Origin of the sequence: Laribacter hongkongensis DSM 14985, assembly GCF_000423285.1 — a bacterium.
In the GTDB taxonomy this organism is placed as follows: domain Bacteria; phylum Pseudomonadota; class Gammaproteobacteria; order Burkholderiales; family Aquaspirillaceae; genus Laribacter; species Laribacter hongkongensis.
In genome coordinates, this window is record NZ_AUHR01000007.1 from 166,548 (window position 1) to 181,457 (window position 14,910).

Annotated in this window: 13 protein-coding genes; 9 read left to right on the forward strand and 4 right to left on the reverse strand. The window is 66.7% G+C overall.

Going from position 1 to position 14,910, the window contains the following annotated elements:
* Positions 1–15 precede the first annotated feature (15 nt).
* The 8 genes from rsmB to G542_RS0109075 all read left to right on the forward strand — a co-directional run bounded on the left by rsmB (position 16) and on the right by G542_RS0109075 (position 9,208).
* Positions 16–1,272 (forward strand): 16S rRNA (cytosine(967)-C(5))-methyltransferase RsmB, encoded by a 1,257-nt coding sequence (rsmB, locus tag G542_RS0109040; protein ID WP_228369902.1) that lies wholly within the window; start codon positions 16–18, stop codon positions 1,270–1,272.
* A complete protein-coding gene (locus G542_RS18020; protein ID WP_051189988.1) occupies positions 1,250–1,867 on the forward strand; it encodes a DUF4390 domain-containing protein in 618 nt (205 codons plus the stop codon). Before rsmB ends, G542_RS18020 begins: the two co-directional genes overlap by 23 nt.
* The gene (locus G542_RS0109050; protein ID WP_012695550.1) at positions 1,864–3,984 is read left to right on the forward strand and encodes a sensor histidine kinase; all 2,121 of its coding nucleotides are present in this window, start codon (positions 1,864–1,866) and stop codon (positions 3,982–3,984) included. The genes G542_RS18020 and G542_RS0109050 overlap by 4 nt, the downstream gene beginning before the upstream one ends.
* Positions 3,963–5,237: a sigma-54-dependent transcriptional regulator gene (locus tag G542_RS0109055; protein WP_012695549.1), complete on the forward strand. Its 1,275-nt coding sequence runs from the start codon at positions 3,963–3,965 to the stop codon at positions 5,235–5,237. Before G542_RS0109050 ends, G542_RS0109055 begins: the two co-directional genes overlap by 22 nt.
* A 53-nt stretch (positions 5,238–5,290) precedes the next feature.
* On the forward strand, positions 5,291–6,040 hold the full coding sequence (locus G542_RS0109060; protein WP_012695548.1) for a HesA/MoeB/ThiF family protein: 750 nt from the start codon (positions 5,291–5,293) through the stop codon (positions 6,038–6,040).
* A gap of 109 nt (positions 6,041–6,149) precedes the next feature.
* Entirely contained in the window at positions 6,150–7,268 is a 1,119-nt protein-coding gene (proB, locus tag G542_RS0109065; protein ID WP_012695547.1) for a glutamate 5-kinase, read from the forward strand.
* 65 nt (positions 7,269–7,333) lie between these two features.
* A complete protein-coding gene (locus G542_RS0109070; RefSeq protein ID WP_027823939.1) occupies positions 7,334–8,398 on the forward strand; it encodes an ABC transporter substrate-binding protein in 1,065 nt (354 codons plus the stop codon).
* A gap of 120 nt (positions 8,399–8,518) precedes the next feature.
* On the forward strand, positions 8,519–9,208 hold the full coding sequence (locus G542_RS0109075; RefSeq protein ID WP_012695545.1) for an aspartate/glutamate racemase family protein: 690 nt from the start codon (positions 8,519–8,521) through the stop codon (positions 9,206–9,208).
* 64 nt (positions 9,209–9,272) lie between these two features.
* Here G542_RS0109075 and tolQ read toward each other — a convergent pair whose 3' ends face one another.
* From tolQ to G542_RS0109095, 3 genes are all read right to left on the reverse strand, one after another.
* Positions 9,273–9,950, reverse strand: a complete 678-nt coding sequence (gene tolQ / locus G542_RS0109080) for a protein TolQ (protein WP_012695544.1) — start codon at positions 9,948–9,950, stop codon at positions 9,273–9,275.
* Positions 9,951–10,002: 52 nt separating this feature from the next.
* Entirely contained in the window at positions 10,003–10,560 is a 558-nt protein-coding gene (locus G542_RS0109085; RefSeq protein WP_012695543.1) for an L-threonylcarbamoyladenylate synthase, read from the reverse strand.
* 184 nt (positions 10,561–10,744) lie between these two features.
* Entirely contained in the window at positions 10,745–11,920 is a 1,176-nt protein-coding gene (locus G542_RS0109095) for an MFS transporter (protein ID WP_012695541.1), read from the reverse strand.
* Between the two features lie 162 nt (positions 11,921–12,082).
* Between G542_RS0109095 and G542_RS0109100 the strand changes: the two genes are divergently transcribed.
* Positions 12,083–14,104, forward strand: a complete 2,022-nt coding sequence (locus G542_RS0109100; RefSeq protein ID WP_027823940.1) for an NADPH-dependent 2,4-dienoyl-CoA reductase — start codon at positions 12,083–12,085, stop codon at positions 14,102–14,104.
* 67 nt (positions 14,105–14,171) lie between these two features.
* Here G542_RS0109100 and G542_RS0109105 read toward each other — a convergent pair whose 3' ends face one another.
* Positions 14,172–14,906 (reverse strand): BPSS1780 family membrane protein, encoded by a 735-nt coding sequence (locus tag G542_RS0109105; protein ID WP_012695539.1) that lies wholly within the window; start codon positions 14,904–14,906, stop codon positions 14,172–14,174.
* Between the last annotated feature and the right edge of the window lie 4 nt (positions 14,907–14,910).

The window sequence follows — 14,910 nt, forward strand, 5'->3', positions numbered from 1 at the left end:
CAGCCACGGCACTCCGTGGCTGTTTCTTTTGCCATGTACCAGAACCAGCTCCTAGCCGCCCGCATTCTCGACGCGACGCTGTCCGGCCACAACCTGACCGACGTCATGAGCAGCGAGGCCGCCCACATCACCGGTGACCGCCGCGCCCAGCTGCTGGATCTCACCCACGGCTCACTCCGGCGTTACGGACGCCTGCGCGTCAAGCTCGACCATCTGCTGGAACGCCCGCTGACCGATCCGGTAGTCGACCGACTGCTGATCGTGGCGCTGTACCAGCTCGAAGCCACCCGCGCAGCCCCCTACGCCATCGTCGACCATGCCGTCCGCGCCGCCAGCGAGGCCGCCCCGCGGCTGAAAGGACTGGTCAATGCCGTGCTGCGCAATGCCCAGCGCCGGCAGGACGAACTGGAGCAGCTGCTGCAACGCGATACCGTGGCGCACTGGAACCACCCGGAATGGTGGATTGCCGCCGTGCGCCGGGCCTATCCGCGCGACTGGAAAGCCGTGCTGGGTGCCAGCAACCAGCATCCGCCGATGACCCTGCGCGTCAACACCCGCCGGGTCGAACCGGCCGAGTACCTCAACGAGCTGGCCAGCCACGGCCATGCCGCCACCCTGCTCGAAGACGCCGCCATCAAGCTGGTCAGCCCGTGCCCGGTCAGCCAGCTGCCAGGCTTTTTCGAAGGCCTGTGCTCGGTGCAGGATGCTGGTGCCCAGCTGGCAACCGGCCTGCTTGACGTAGCCGACGGCATGCGCGTGCTGGACGCCTGCGCCGCACCGGGCGGCAAGACCGGCCACCTGCTGGAGGCCCGCACGCTCGACCTGACCGCGCTGGATGCCGATGCCCGCCGGCTGGCCCGCGTCAGCCAGAACCTGGAGCGTCTGGGACTGCACGCCCGCGTAGTGCGCGGCGATGCCGCCACCCCGGCGGCCTGGTGGGACGGCCGGCCGTTCGACCGCATCCTGGCCGACGTTCCCTGCTCAGCCTCCGGCGTGGTGCGCCGCCATCCCGACATCAAGTGGACGCGCCGTTCCAGCGACCTCAACCAGTTTGCCCAGACCCAGCGGCGCATTGCCGACGCGCTCTGGCCGCTCGTCGCCAGTGGCGGCAAAATGCTATACGCTACCTGCTCGATTTTTCCGACCGAAAACCGCGAGCAGATCGATGCCTTCCTTGCTCGCCATGCCGATGCCGCCCTTGAACGCGACCTGCAACTGGTTCCGGACGACACGCACGACGGCTTCTACTATGCCGTGCTCGTCCGCCGCTGACCCTTCCCGCCGCTGGCACAACTGGCTGGCGCTGGCGGCATTGCTGCTGGCCCTGGTCGGCCTTCAGCCCGCGGCCCATGCCGCCGCAGCGCCGCTGGAAAACCGGCTGGCCGAACTGGTGTTGTCCGACGGCAGCCTGGTCGTCAACAGCCGCTTTGCCGTCACCCTCAACCCCACCCTCGTCGAAGCCCTGGAGCAGGGCGTCACCCTGACCTTCCGGCTGGAGTTCGAACTGACCCGCCCGCGCTCGACCTCGTGGTGGCAGGAACTGACCAGCGGATTTTCACCGGAAATCAGCCAGTTCTACCGCCTGAGCTGGCATCCGCTGACCCGCCAGTACCGGGTGAATTTCGGTGGCCTGTACCTGAGCTTTGCCAGACTTGAGGACGCCCTGGCGATGATCGGCTCGGCCCGCTACTGGCAGGTACTGCCGCGCAGCAGCGTCGACGGCCAGCCGCTCAAGTCGTTTGCCGGCCGGCTGCGGCTGCGGCTGGATACCGCCCAGCTGCCCAAGCCGTTCCAGCTCAACATCCTGAAATCCACCGACTGGTCGCTGGATTCCGGCTGGATCACCGTCAGCGGAGAAACCCCATGATCAACAGCCTGATCGTGGCGACCGGCCTTCTGGGACTGGTACTGCTCTACCTGCTGGCACAGGCTTCCGGCAGCACCTCGCTGCTCTCCGACCACTACTGGCTGCTGCTGGGACTCAATGCCCTGCTGGGACTCGGGCTGGCCCTGTTCCTGGGACGCGAGCTCCTGCGCATGCGCCGCGCCGTGCGCCAGCGGGTGTTCGGCGCCAAGCTGACGCTGCGCATGACCACGCTGTTCATGCTGGTGGCAGTCCTGCCCGGCATCCTGGTGTTCACCATGTCGGTACAGTTCCTTAACCGCAGCATCGAGAGCTGGTTCAACGTCAACATCGAAACGGCACTGGACCGGGGGCTGAACCTGGGCCGCTCGGCGCTCGACGTGCTGCTGGCCAACCTGGCCAGCCGGGCCGATGCCGCTGCCGATGATCTGGCCCTGGCCTCGCCGGCCACCTACGGCGAACGCCTGCCGCGCCTGCGTGCGCAGCTGGGCGTACGCGAACTGGCCCTGTTTGACGGCTCCGGCCAGCTGATCGCCGTCACTACGCGGGACGCTGGTCCGGGCGACAATGCGGCGCCGCACCTGCCGGCCACGCTCGACCTGGATCCGCAGGGCCGCTGGCAAGCCATCCTGCCCACCCTCGACGGCAAGGGGCTGGAACTGGTGGTGGCCCACCGCTTTGACCGGCTGGGCTGGGGATCGCCCCTGGTACTGCTGGCCACCCAGCCGGTACCGGAGCTGCTGGCTGCCGACGCCGATGCGGTGGAAGCCGCACGGGCCGATTACCGGCAACTGGTGCTAGCCCGCGACGGCCTCAAGTCGTTTTACCGCCTGACCCTCGGCATGACACTGCTGCTGTCGCTGTTTGCCGCCGTGGCCATCGGCGCGGTGCTGTCGCGCCGCATGTCGGCACCGCTGACGGCGCTGGCAGCCGGTACCCGGGCGGTGGCCCAGGGCGACTTTTCCCGCCAGCATCCGATCTACCGCCGTGACGAGCTGGGCATCCTGACTGCGCTTTTCAACCGGATGACGCGCCAGCTGGCCGAGTCGCGCAGCGCCGAAGAAGCTGCGCGGGCCGAGATCGAAGCCAACCGCGCCTATCTTGAGCGCCTGCTGACCTCGCTGACCGCCGGCGTGCTGGCCTTCGACGGCGAGTTGCGGCTGACCGCCTCCAACCAGAGTGCTGCCCGCATCCTGGAGGCGGACTTTGACCGGCTGGGCCAGTATCCGCTGCCGGAATGGCTGGTCTGGCAGCCGGAGCTGGAACCGCTGGTGACCATGCTCTACCAGCATTTCGAGACTGACGGTGACTGGCAGCAGCAGGTGGAACTGACCGACGACCGGCTGCTGCTGGTGCGTGCCAGCCGGCTGCCGGAGACTGCGGGCTGGGTGGTGGTATTCGACGACGTGACCGATCTCGTGCATGCCCAGCGTGATGCGGCATGGCGCGAAGTGGCGCGCCGGCTGGCCCATGAGATCCGCAATCCGCTGACACCGATCCAGCTGTCGGCCGAACGGCTGGCCATGAAGCTGAGCCCCAGGCTGGACGAAGCGGGTGCGGATTTCCTGACCCGCTCGACCGATACCATCATCAAGCAGGTGGCGGCCCTCAAGGGCATGGTCGATGCGTTCCGTGATTACGCGCGTGCACCGGCCGGCCAGATGACGCCGACGGACCTCAATGCCGTGGTCAGCGAGGTGGCCCTGCTGTACGAATCCAATCCGTCCGTCCGGCTGGCGCTGTGTCCGCACCCGCTGCCGATCGTGGCCGACGCCGCACTCCTGCGGCAGGTCATCCACAATCTGGTGGTCAATGCGCAGGACGCGACGCTTGACGTACCGGGAGCAATGATACAAATTAGCACGGCACTTCATGCCAACGGCATCGTTCTTGCTGTGTCTGACAATGGTCCCGGATTCCCGCCCGAAATGCTGGCGCGGGCCTTCGAACCTTATGTCACCGGCAAGACCAAGGGCACCGGGCTGGGGTTGGCTGTGGTCAAGAAAATCATCGAAGAACATGGCGGTACGGTGCACGCCGAAAACCTCGAACCACACGGCGCGCGTCTGTGCGTCACCCTGCCGCTTTCGGAGACAAAATGCGAAGCAGTGACATCCTGATCGTCGATGACGAAGTCGGTATCCGTGAACTGTTGTCGGAAATCCTGGTTGACGAAGGCTATACCGTGGCACTGGCCGAAAACGCCGAAGCCGCCCGGCAGCTGCGCAGCCAGACCCGTCCGGCCGCCGTGTTGCTGGACATCTGGATGCCGGACTGCGACGGCGTCACCCTGCTGAAAGAGTGGGCCAAATCGGGCCAGCTCAACATGCCGGTCATCATGATGTCCGGCCATGCCAGCATCGATACCGCCGTCGAAGCCACCCGCATCGGCGCGTTCGACTTCCTGGAAAAGCCGATCGCGCTGGCCAAGCTGCTGTCCACCATCCAGCGGGCGCTCAAGTACGGCGACATGCAGGGCGCGCACACACTGGACCTGGCCAAGCTCGGCAAGAGCGGCCCGATGCAGACACTCAAGCAGGACCTTGAGCGTGTGGCCACGCTCAAGACACCGGTGCTGCTGACCGGCGAAGCCGGCGTCGGCTTCGAGCTGGTCGCCCGGGCCCTGCACCAGAAGAATACGCCGTGGGTGGCACTCACCAAGCCGGAACTGCTGGCCGATTCACCGCTGGAACTGCTGCAGAAGGCCAACAACGGCGTGCTGTGGCTGGGCGACATCGCCCACTTGGGACGCCGTGCGCAGCAGGGACTGCTGTTCATGCTGTCCAAGCTGGACCGCTACAACGTCCGGGTGCTGGTGGCCTGCAGCCGCCCGCTGGCCGAACTGCTGACCGATCCGGAATACGACAACCGCCTGCTGACCGAACTGGCCAGCCTGATCGTGCCGGTTCCGGCCCTGCGCGAACACGCCGACGACATCCCCGACCTCAGCAACCAGGTCCTGGCCGAGCTGGTGGAAAGTCGCCAGGCACCGCTCAAGCGCTTCACCACTGCGGCCCTCAATGCCCTGCGCCAGTACGAATGGCCGGGCAACTTGGAGCAGCTCAAAAGCCTGATCAAGAGCCTGGCACTGACCATCGGCGACGACACCATCGACGCCCCCGAGGTCAACCGGGTGCTGAGCCAGTTCCGGGTCGAAAAACCGGTGGAAGAGCTGGGATTCGACTTTGACCAGCCGCTGCGTGAACTGCGCGAACAGATCGAGCGCCGCTATTTCGAGTACCACATCGCGCTGGAAAACGGCAACATGAGCCGGGTCGCCCTCAAGGTCGGTCTCGAACGCACCCACCTTTACCGCAAGCTCAAGCAGCTGGGAGTCCGTTTCAGCCGCAAGGTTGCCACCGAAGAGGTGTAACCCCGTCCAGGGCGGGTGTAGGATGGGCCGTTCGCCCTACCTGCCCGCCCATCATGCACGATGAACAGCTGATCCGTTATTCCCGCCACATCCTGCTGCCGGACATCGACATCGCCGGTCAGGAAAAACTGCTGTCCAGCCACGCCCTGGTGATCGGCGCCGGCGGACTGGGCAGCCCGGCCGGACTCTACCTCGCCGCCAGCGGCGTCGGCACCCTCACCATCTGCGACGACGACACCGTCGACCTGACCAACCTGCAACGGCAGATCATCCATGCCTGCGACCGGCTGGGTGACAACAAGGCCGAATCCGCCGTCCGGCGCATGCGCGACCTCAACCCCGACATCTGCCTGCGCGCCGTGGCCGAACGCGTCGAAGGCCAGCGACTGGCCGCCCTGGTGGCCGAAGCCGACGTGGTACTCGACTGCTGCGACAACTTTGCCACCCGCCATGCCGTCAACCGTGCCTGTGTTGCCGCCGGCGTTCCGCTGGTCAGCGGTGCGGCCGTACGGTTTGACGGCCAGCTCGCCGTCTTCGACTACCGCACGCCGCACACCGGCTGCTACCACTGCCTGTTCCCCGACGAGGGCGAAACCAGCGACGGCCCGTGCGCCCTGTTCGGTGTGTTCGCCCCGCTGGTCGGTGTCATCGGCTCCCTCCAGGCCATGGAGGCCCTGAAACTGCTGCTGGGCCTGCCCTCGCAGGCCGCCGGCCAGCTCCAGCTGCTGGACGGCCGCAGCGGCGAATGGCGACGCATGCGGCTGGTTCGCGACCCGGCCTGTCCGGTATGCGGCAAAAACTGACCACAGGCCCTTCCCTCGCTTGCCACCCCCCGGCGATAATCCGGGGCAAATCTTCCTGAAACGGCGACGGGCGCGTTCCGCCGCCGTTTGTCTTGCTGGAGTCGTCCCAATGCAATCGGTCATCCATTCCGCCCACCGCATCGTAGTCAAAGTCGGATCGAGTCTTGTCACCAACGACGGTGCCGGGCTCGACCATGCCGCCCTGGAACGCTGGGCCTCCGAAATCGCCGACCTGATGCGCCGGGGCAAGGAAGTGGTGCTGGTCAGTTCCGGCGCCATCGCCGAAGGCATCAAGCGCTTGGGCTGGAGCGCCAAACCGTCGGCCGTGCACGAAAAGCAGGCCGCTGCCGCCGTCGGCCAGATGGGCCTGTGCGAAGCCTACGAGCGCGTGTTCACCGCCCACAACCTGAAAACCGCCCAGGTGCTGCTGACCCACGAGGACATGGCCGACCGCACCCGCTACCTCAACGCCCGCACCACCCTGCTGACCCTGCTGTCGCTCAACGTGGTGCCGATCATCAACGAAAACGACACCGTGGTGACCAGCGAGATCAAGCTTGGCGACAACGATACCCTCGGCGCGCTGGTGACCAACCTGATCGAGGCCGACGCACTGGTGATCCTCACCGACCAGCAAGGGCTGTATACCGCCGATCCGCGCAAGCATCCGGATGCCGAGTTCGTCCACGAAGCCTGCGCCGGCAACCCGGAGCTGGAAGCCATGGCCGGCGGCGCCGGCAGCAGCGTCGGTACCGGCGGCATGCTGACCAAGATCCTCGCCGCCAAGCGGGCCGCCCGCAGCGGCGCCACCACCGTCATCGCCTGCGGCCGCGAAGCCAACGTGCTGTCCCGGCTGGCGGACGGCGAAGCCATCGGCACCCAGCTGGTGGCGCAGAACGACCGCTGGGCAGCACGCAAGCAGTGGCTGGCCGACCACCTGCGGCTGGCCGGCCGGCTGGTACTCGACGACGGGGCCGCCCGCGCCGTCACCGCCCGCCACACCAGCCTGCTGCCGATCGGCGTCATCGCGGTGGAGGGCGAATTCCTGCGCGGCGACGCCGTGGCCTGCGTCAACAGCGATGGCCGCGAAGTGGCCCGCGGACTGGCCAACTATTCCTCTGACGAGGCCCGCATGATCATGCGCCACCCGACCCGCGACATCGAACGCCTGCTCGGCTATGTCGGCGAGCCGGAGCTCATCCACCGCGACAACCTCGTCAACCTGTAACCCTGCGGGAATTCCCTTGCCTCCCTGACCTTTCTCCGTCCAACTTTTTTGAGGATCTTTGCCCTATGAACAAGCTCGTTCTCATCGCCACGCTCACCGCCCTGTCGGGCCCGGTCATGGCGAAGGATGTGCTCAGGGTGTTCAACTGGAACAACGAAATCGCCCCGGAAACCATCAAGCGTTTCGAGGCCCTCTGCCAGTGCAGCGTCCAGGAAGACTATTACGGCGACAACGAGGAGATGCTGGCCAAGCTTGCCGCCGGCGCCTCGGGCTACGACATGGTGGTTCCGACCGCCTACGCCATGGACATCCTGATCAAGCAGGGCAAGACCCAGCCGCTCGACAAGGCGAAGATCCCCAATTTCAAGAACCTCAATCCGGGCTACCTCAGGCTCAACGCCGAATTCGATCCGGGCAACAGGGTCGGTGCCCCGCTGCTCTCCAGCATCACCGCCATCGGTTACAACGAGCAGAAGATCAAGGAACTCGGCATTCCCACCGACAGCTGGGCCGCCATCTTTGACCCGCAGATCCTTGCCAGGCTGAAGGGCAAGGTCACGGTGATGGACAGCCAGCGCGAGCTGGTGGCTGCCGCTCTGATGTATCTCGGCCGGGACCCCAACGACCTCTCGCCGGCCAACCTCAAGGCCGCCGCCGACGTCATCAGGAAAGCCAAGCCCTACTGGGCCGCGTTCAACAACCAGAGCTACATCAAGGAACTGACCGTCGGCAACATCTGGCTGGTGCATGGCTTCACCAACGACTTCTTCCAGGCCATGCACGACGCCAGGGCGGCCAAACGGCCGTTCACCATCGGCTACAACCTGCAAAAGGAAGGCAACATCCTCGGCCTCGACAGCCTGGTGATCCTCAAGGGTGCCAGGCGGCCGGACCTGGCCAACCAGTTCGTCAACTTCCTGCTCGACGGCAAGAACGCGGCCGACGTGTCGAACATCATGGGTGCGGTCAACCCGAACACCGCCGCCACGCCGTACTTCAGGCCGGACATCAAGGCCAACAAGGTGATCATGGCCGACCCGGCCAGGCAGAAGCTGATCCTGCTGAAAGAAGTGCCGATGAAGGCGCGCCGCGACCTCAACCGCACCTGGACCTCGCTCAAGCTGGGCTGATGCCCCCGCATGCCGTCAGGCCGCCCCGGTCCGGGCGGCCTTTTTCATGTTTCATGCCGGCAAGGCTTGCCAGTCCGGCGCCAGCCGGCAAGGATGGCGTCTTTGCCCTCTGGAGCCTGCATGAAAACCCTCGGCCTGATCGGCGGCATGAGCTGGGAATCCACTGCCACCTACTACCGTCTGCTCAACGAACACGCCAAAGCGGCCCTGGGCGGCCTGCACTCGGCCCGGCTGGTGCTGGTCAGCGTGGACTTTGCCGAAGTGGAAGCCTTGCAGGCCTGCGGTGACTGGGACGCTGCCGGCGCACTGCTGGCCCGCGCCTGCCGCCAGCTGGAGGCAGCCGGTGCCGACGCCGTCGTGCTGTGTACCAACACCATGCACAAGGTGGCCCCGGCCATGCAGGCGGCCACGGACCTGCCGTTCCTGCACATCGGCGACGCCACTGCCGCCGCCATCCGGGCTGCCGGCCTCGATTGTGTCGGCCTGCTGGGAACCCGCTTCACCATGGAGCAGGACTTCTACCGCGCCCGGCTGGAAGCCCGGGGCATCCGGGTGCTGGTGCCGGAGGCCGACGACCGTGCCACCGTCCACCGCATCATCTACGACGAACTGTGCCTCGGCGACATCCGCCCGGCCTCGCGCACGGCCTACCTCGACATCATCGGCCGGCTGGCCGCAGCCGGCGCCCAGGGCGTGGTGCTGGGCTGTACCGAAATCCCGCTGCTGGTGTCGGCCGGCGACACGTCGCTGCCGCTCTTCGACACCACCGCCCTGCACGCCCGCTTTGCCGCGGACTTTGCCCTTGGCTGAAGAACAGGCATGAAAAAACCGGGCCGCTGACGGCCCGGTTTTTCTTCAACGCTGAACGGCGCGCTTACTTGGCCGCCTGACGCTGGAGGATGTTGGAAAACTCCTCCATGAAGGTGTCGAAGCGGGTGGCAAAGCGGTCGATGTCGTAGGCAAAACGGTTGTACGCCACCACTGCCGGAATGGCGGCAAACAGGCCGATCGCGGTAGCGATCAGCGCTTCGGCAATGCCCGGTGCCACGGTCGCCAGCGTGGCGTTGCCGGCATTCCCCAGGCCGATGAAGGCGTGCATGATGCCCCACACGGTGCCGAAAAGACCGATGTACGGGCTGACCGACCCCACGGTGGCCAGGAACGAGGTGTGACGATCCAGATCGTCCAGCTCGCGCTGGGCAGCGGCCTTCATGGCGCGGCGGGTGCCGTCCATGATGTCGGACAGCTCGCCGCCGGGCTGACGGCGCAGCTTGAGGAATTCGGCAAAGCCGGACTGGAAGATCTTTTCCATGCCGATGCCGTCAGGCTTGGCCGACACCTGCTGGTAGATGTGGTTGAGGTCAGTGCCGCTCCAGAAGGCCCGTTCGAAATCCTCGGTGTGACGACGCGCGGTCCGGACTTCCACCGCCTTGGTGAGGATGCGCGTCCACGACAGGACCGACATGGCGACCAGCAGTGCCATGATGAGCTGGACCGGGAGACTGGCGTCCAGAATCAGCTGGACGACCGACAGGGATTGAGTGGCTTCCACGACAGTACCTTGGGTTCAATAAGACATACGCAAACAAAGCGGCGCGGGCAATCTAGCGCAACACGCGCCCGCTGGCAAAATCGATGATGGCCGACGGCCGTCTGGCCCGGCCGGTCCGGCCTGGCAGGACCATGACTTCCTGCCCGAAAGTACGCCGGCAGGCAGCAGCATTCTTGAGCGACACCTTGCCGGCAAAGTTGGCCGAAGTCGACACCAGCGGCCCGAGGTCGCGGGTCAGCATGGCTACCCCGTGGTGCGCCGACACGCGTACGGCCAACGTGCGGTGCCGGCCGCGCAACAGCGGCAGCACCCGCCGGTCGGCCGGCAGCAGGAAGGTGGTCGGCCCCGGCCAGCGGGACATCAGCCGGGCCTGCCCGGCAGCGTCCACCGGCCGGACCAGCCGGCGCAGGTCAGCAAAGCGCCGTCCGACCACGATCATGCCCTTGTGGTTGGGACGCCCCTTCAGGCGCAGGATGGTGCGCAGGCCGCGCGCGTTGCCCGGCAGGCAGCCAAGGCCAAAACAGGATTCGGTAGCGTAGGCCAGTACGCCACCCGCACGCAGATGCGCGCGCGCCGCGCGACGCTGCGCGGCAGGCAAGGCTCGGAACATGGGTCAGTCAGGCCATGACAGGCAAAGATCAGCGCGCATTCTATCCCCATGGCGCGGGCATTGCAGCGCCGTCAGCGGCACATGCCCGCCAGACCGGCAAAAGTCAGCACCGCATCGGCACGCAGATAGGCCCAGAACCCCAGCGCCAGTGCCAGTGCCAGCAACAGCCCGCCCAGCACCCGCATCATGCCGCGGCCCCGGCCACGGCCAGCCGCGGCACCCGTTCTTCGCGGATCGGCAAGCACAGGAAGGCGGCGGCCATGCCCAACCCCACGCTCATCCACCACACCAGACCGTAGCTGCCAGTGCGGTCAAACAGCAGCCCGCCCAGCCAGACACCAAAGAAGCTGCCGACCTGGTGCGCCATGAACACCACGCCGCCCAGCATCGACAGGTATTCCACGCCAAACACGCCGGCAATCAGCCCGTTGGTCAGCGGCACCGTGCCCAGCCACAGGAAGCCGATGGCGGCGGCAAACAGCATGGAGCTCAGGGGCGACAGCGGCAGCAGCACGAAACAGGTGATCGCCAGCGCCCGCGCGGCATAGATCAGCGACAGCAGGCGGGCCTTGTTGCGCCGGGCACCCAGCAGGCCGAACAGCCAGGTGCCGACAATGTTGAACAGGCCGATCAGCGCCAGCGCCGTCGCACCCACCTGCGGTGCAATGCCCTGGTCGGCCAGATAGGCCGGCAGGTGCACGCCGACAAAGGTCACCTGGAAACCGCACACGCCGTAGCTGGCACACAGCAGCAAAAACCCCGGATGCCGGCAGGCCTCTTTCAGCGCCGCCCCGACCGGCTGCGACGGCCGCACGCTCACCGGCGCCCGCAACGGTATCGCCAGCGGCATGATCGCGGCCACCAGCGCCGAAAACACGATCAGCGTCAGCGACCAGCCCAGCGTGTCGATGCTCCACTGCCCCAGCGGCAGCATGATGAACTGGCCCACCGAGCCCGCCGCTGCCGTGATGCCCATCGCCTGCGTGCGCTTTTCCGGCGGCGCCACCTTGCCGACCACGCCGAACACCACGCCGTAGGTGGTGCCTGCCAGCCCCAGCCCGACCAGCGCACCGCTCGACAAGGGCGCGGCGGCCGTCGCCATCAGCAGCAGGCCGGCCACATAGCAGAGCGTACCGAGCACCAGCACCCGCCGCGCACCCACCCGGTCGGCCCAGGCGCCGGCAAACGGCTGCGCCAGTCCCCACAGCAGGTTCTGCACCGCCAGCGCCAGCGCAAAAATCCCGCGCCCGCCTCCCAGCACCGCGCTCATGTCCGGCACGAACAGTCCAAACGAATGGCGGATACCCATGGCCAGCGTGATGATCAACCCGGCAAACCACAACAGGCGCGACAAGGACATAAGGCGCTTTCGGCAAGACAAAAGCGCAATATGCATATTGCAACAACAATCGGCAAGCGCAGCCTCACGTCAAAATCAAACGGTCGTTTGACAGCATCACCCTCGCGGGATATTGTCCGACGATCCGCCCGGACGGGCGCCACCCTGAACGGAACAGACACCATGACGGCCTATCCGCATCTCCTCGCCCCGCTTGATCTCGGCTTCACCACCCTGAAAAACCGTGTGCTGATGGGCTCCATGCATACCGGGCTGGAAGAGCTGCCGGACGGCTATGACCGCATGGCCGCCTTTTACGCCGAGCGCGCCCGTGGCGGCGTCGGCCTGATCGTCACCGGCGGCATCGCCCCCAACGAAAAGGGGCTGGGCTTTGCCGGAGGCAAGATGCTCACCACGGAAGCAGACGCCGCCCGCCACCGGGTCATCACCGATGCCGTCCACGCCGCCGACGGCAAGATCGCCTTGCAGATCCTGCATACCGGCCGCTACAGCTACCAGTTCGAGCCAGTGGCACCCAGCGCCGTGCAGGCACCGATCAATCCCTTCAAGCCGCTGGAACTCAGCGATGCCGGCATCCGCCAGACCATCGCCGACTTCGCCCGCTGCGCCGCACTGGCGCAACAGGCCGGCTATGACGGCGTCGAGGTGATGGGTTCCGAGGGCTACCTGATCAACCAGTTCCTGTGCAGCCGCACCAACCAGCGCACCGACGAGTGGGGCGGCCCGTTTGCCAACCGCATGCGCTTCGCCGTCGAGACCGTCAAGGCCGTCCGTGCCGCCGTCGGCACCGGCTTCATCATCATCTACCGCCTGTCCATGCTCGACCTGGTCGATGAAGGTTCGAGCTGGGACGAAGTGGTCACGCTCGCCCGGGCCATCGAAGCCGCTGGCGCCACCCTGATCAACACCGGCATCGGCTGGCACGAAGCGCGCATTCCCACCATCGCCACCTCGGTGCCGCGCGCCGGCTTTGCCTGGGTGACCAAAAAGCTCATGGGCCAGGTCGGCATCCCGCTCATCACCACCAACCGCATCAACGATCCGGCCGTAGCCGAGCGGGTGCTGGCCGAGGGCTGTGCCGACATGGTGTCGATGGCGCGCCCGCTGCTGGCCGACCCCGATTTCGTGATCAAGGCGGCCGGCGCCCGCGCTGACGAAATCAACACCTGCATCGGCTGCAACCAGGCCTGCCTCGACCATATCTTCTCCGGCAAGCTCACCTCCTGTCTGGTCAACCCGGCCGCCTGCCACGAAGCCGAATTCCGCGCCACGCCGGCCACCGCCCCGAAACGGGTCGCCGTGGTCGGTGCCGGACCGGCCGGCCTGGCCTGCGCCACCACCGCCGCCCGCCGTGGCCACCAGGTCACCCTGTTCGACGCCGCACCGGTCATCGGCGGCCAGTTCAACATCGCCAAGACCATCCCCGGCAAGGAAGAATTCCACGAAACCCTGCGCTACTTCGGCCGCCAGCTGGAACTCAGCGGCGTCACCGTCCGGCTGGGCCAGCGGGTGGGGGCCGAGGCACTGGCCGGCTTTGACGAAATCGTCCTCGCCACCGGCATCGTGCCGCGCACACCGGCCATTAACGGCATCGACCACCCGATGGTGCTGAGCTATCTCGACGTGCTGCGCGACCACCAGCCGGTCGGTCGCCGCGTGGCGATCATCGGTGCCGGCGGCATCGGTTTTGACACCGCCGAATACCTGACCCAGCACGGCGAATCCGCCAGTCTGTCACCAGAGGCCTTCACCCGCGAATGGGGCATCGACATGACCCTGTCGCAGCGCGGCGGCCTCAGCCCGCGCGGCCCGGCGCCGGAACCCAGCCCGCGCGAGGTGTTCCTGCTGCAACGCAAGTCGAGCAAGGTGGGAGACGGACTGGGCAAGACCACCGGCTGGATCCACCGCGCCAGCCTCGCCATGCGCGGGGTGAAAATGCTCAACGGAGTCAGCTACGAGCGCATCGACGACGCCGGCCTGCACGTCACCATCAAGGGTGAGGCGCAGGTGCTGGCGGTCGACAACGTGATCGTCTGCGCCGGCCAGGAACCGCAGCGCGAGCTGGAAGCGCCGCTGGCGGCGCTGGGTGTGCCGGTTCACCGTATCGGCGGCGCCGACGTGGCGGCCGAACTGGATGCCAAGCGCGCCATCCAGCAGGGCACCACGCTGGGCCTGACGCTGTAAGTCAGGTTACCGGCACGAAAAACGGCGACTCCTTGCGGGGTCGCCGTTCTGCATGGGCGGCTGGTGGTCAGGCGTGCGCGGCAAACAGGCTGCGGTAACCCACCACCGGCAGCAGGAGCGACATCGGCACCCACACCAGCAGGCCCAGCCCGAAGGGCAGGGCAGCCAGGAACAGCAGCACCGTCATGCCGACAAACATGATGGCAAACGCGGCAAAGCTGCCGGCCGAAGCCATGAAGGACAGGCGCAGGGCCACCAGCGGCGTCAGCCGGTGGTGCAACACCAGCAGCGGTGCCAGCCAGAACGCCATGGTCAGCAGCCATGTCGCCGGAATCCCGCCCATCAGCAGGGCCAGCAGCAGTTGCTCGCCCATGGCCGCCGTCATCGGCGAGCCGGCATTCACGCCGCCGGGCAAGCCGAAACCGGCACCGGCAGCCAGCAGGAAAGCCAGCGTGTACACCGCCATCGACAGCACCAGGTACACCGTGCCCAGCAGCAGGAAGGGCGGCACCCGGTCGGCGGACAGGCAGGCAAACAGATCGTTGATGCGCGGCAGCTGGCCCGACGGCACCCGGCCGGCCGCCACGGCAAAGCCGGCCATCAGGACCGGCGTGGAAATGGCAGCGAGGAACTGGCCGAGCATCGGGATCAGCCCCAGCACCAGCTGGATGACGAAAAACAGCACCCCCATCACCACCCAGCTGGCCGGGTAGTCGCGGAACAGGCGCCAGGCGTCGCCGATCCAGCGGCTGCCCATGCCGGCCGGCAGGCGTTGGTAGGCGGGAAGGGGGGTCGCTTGCATGGAG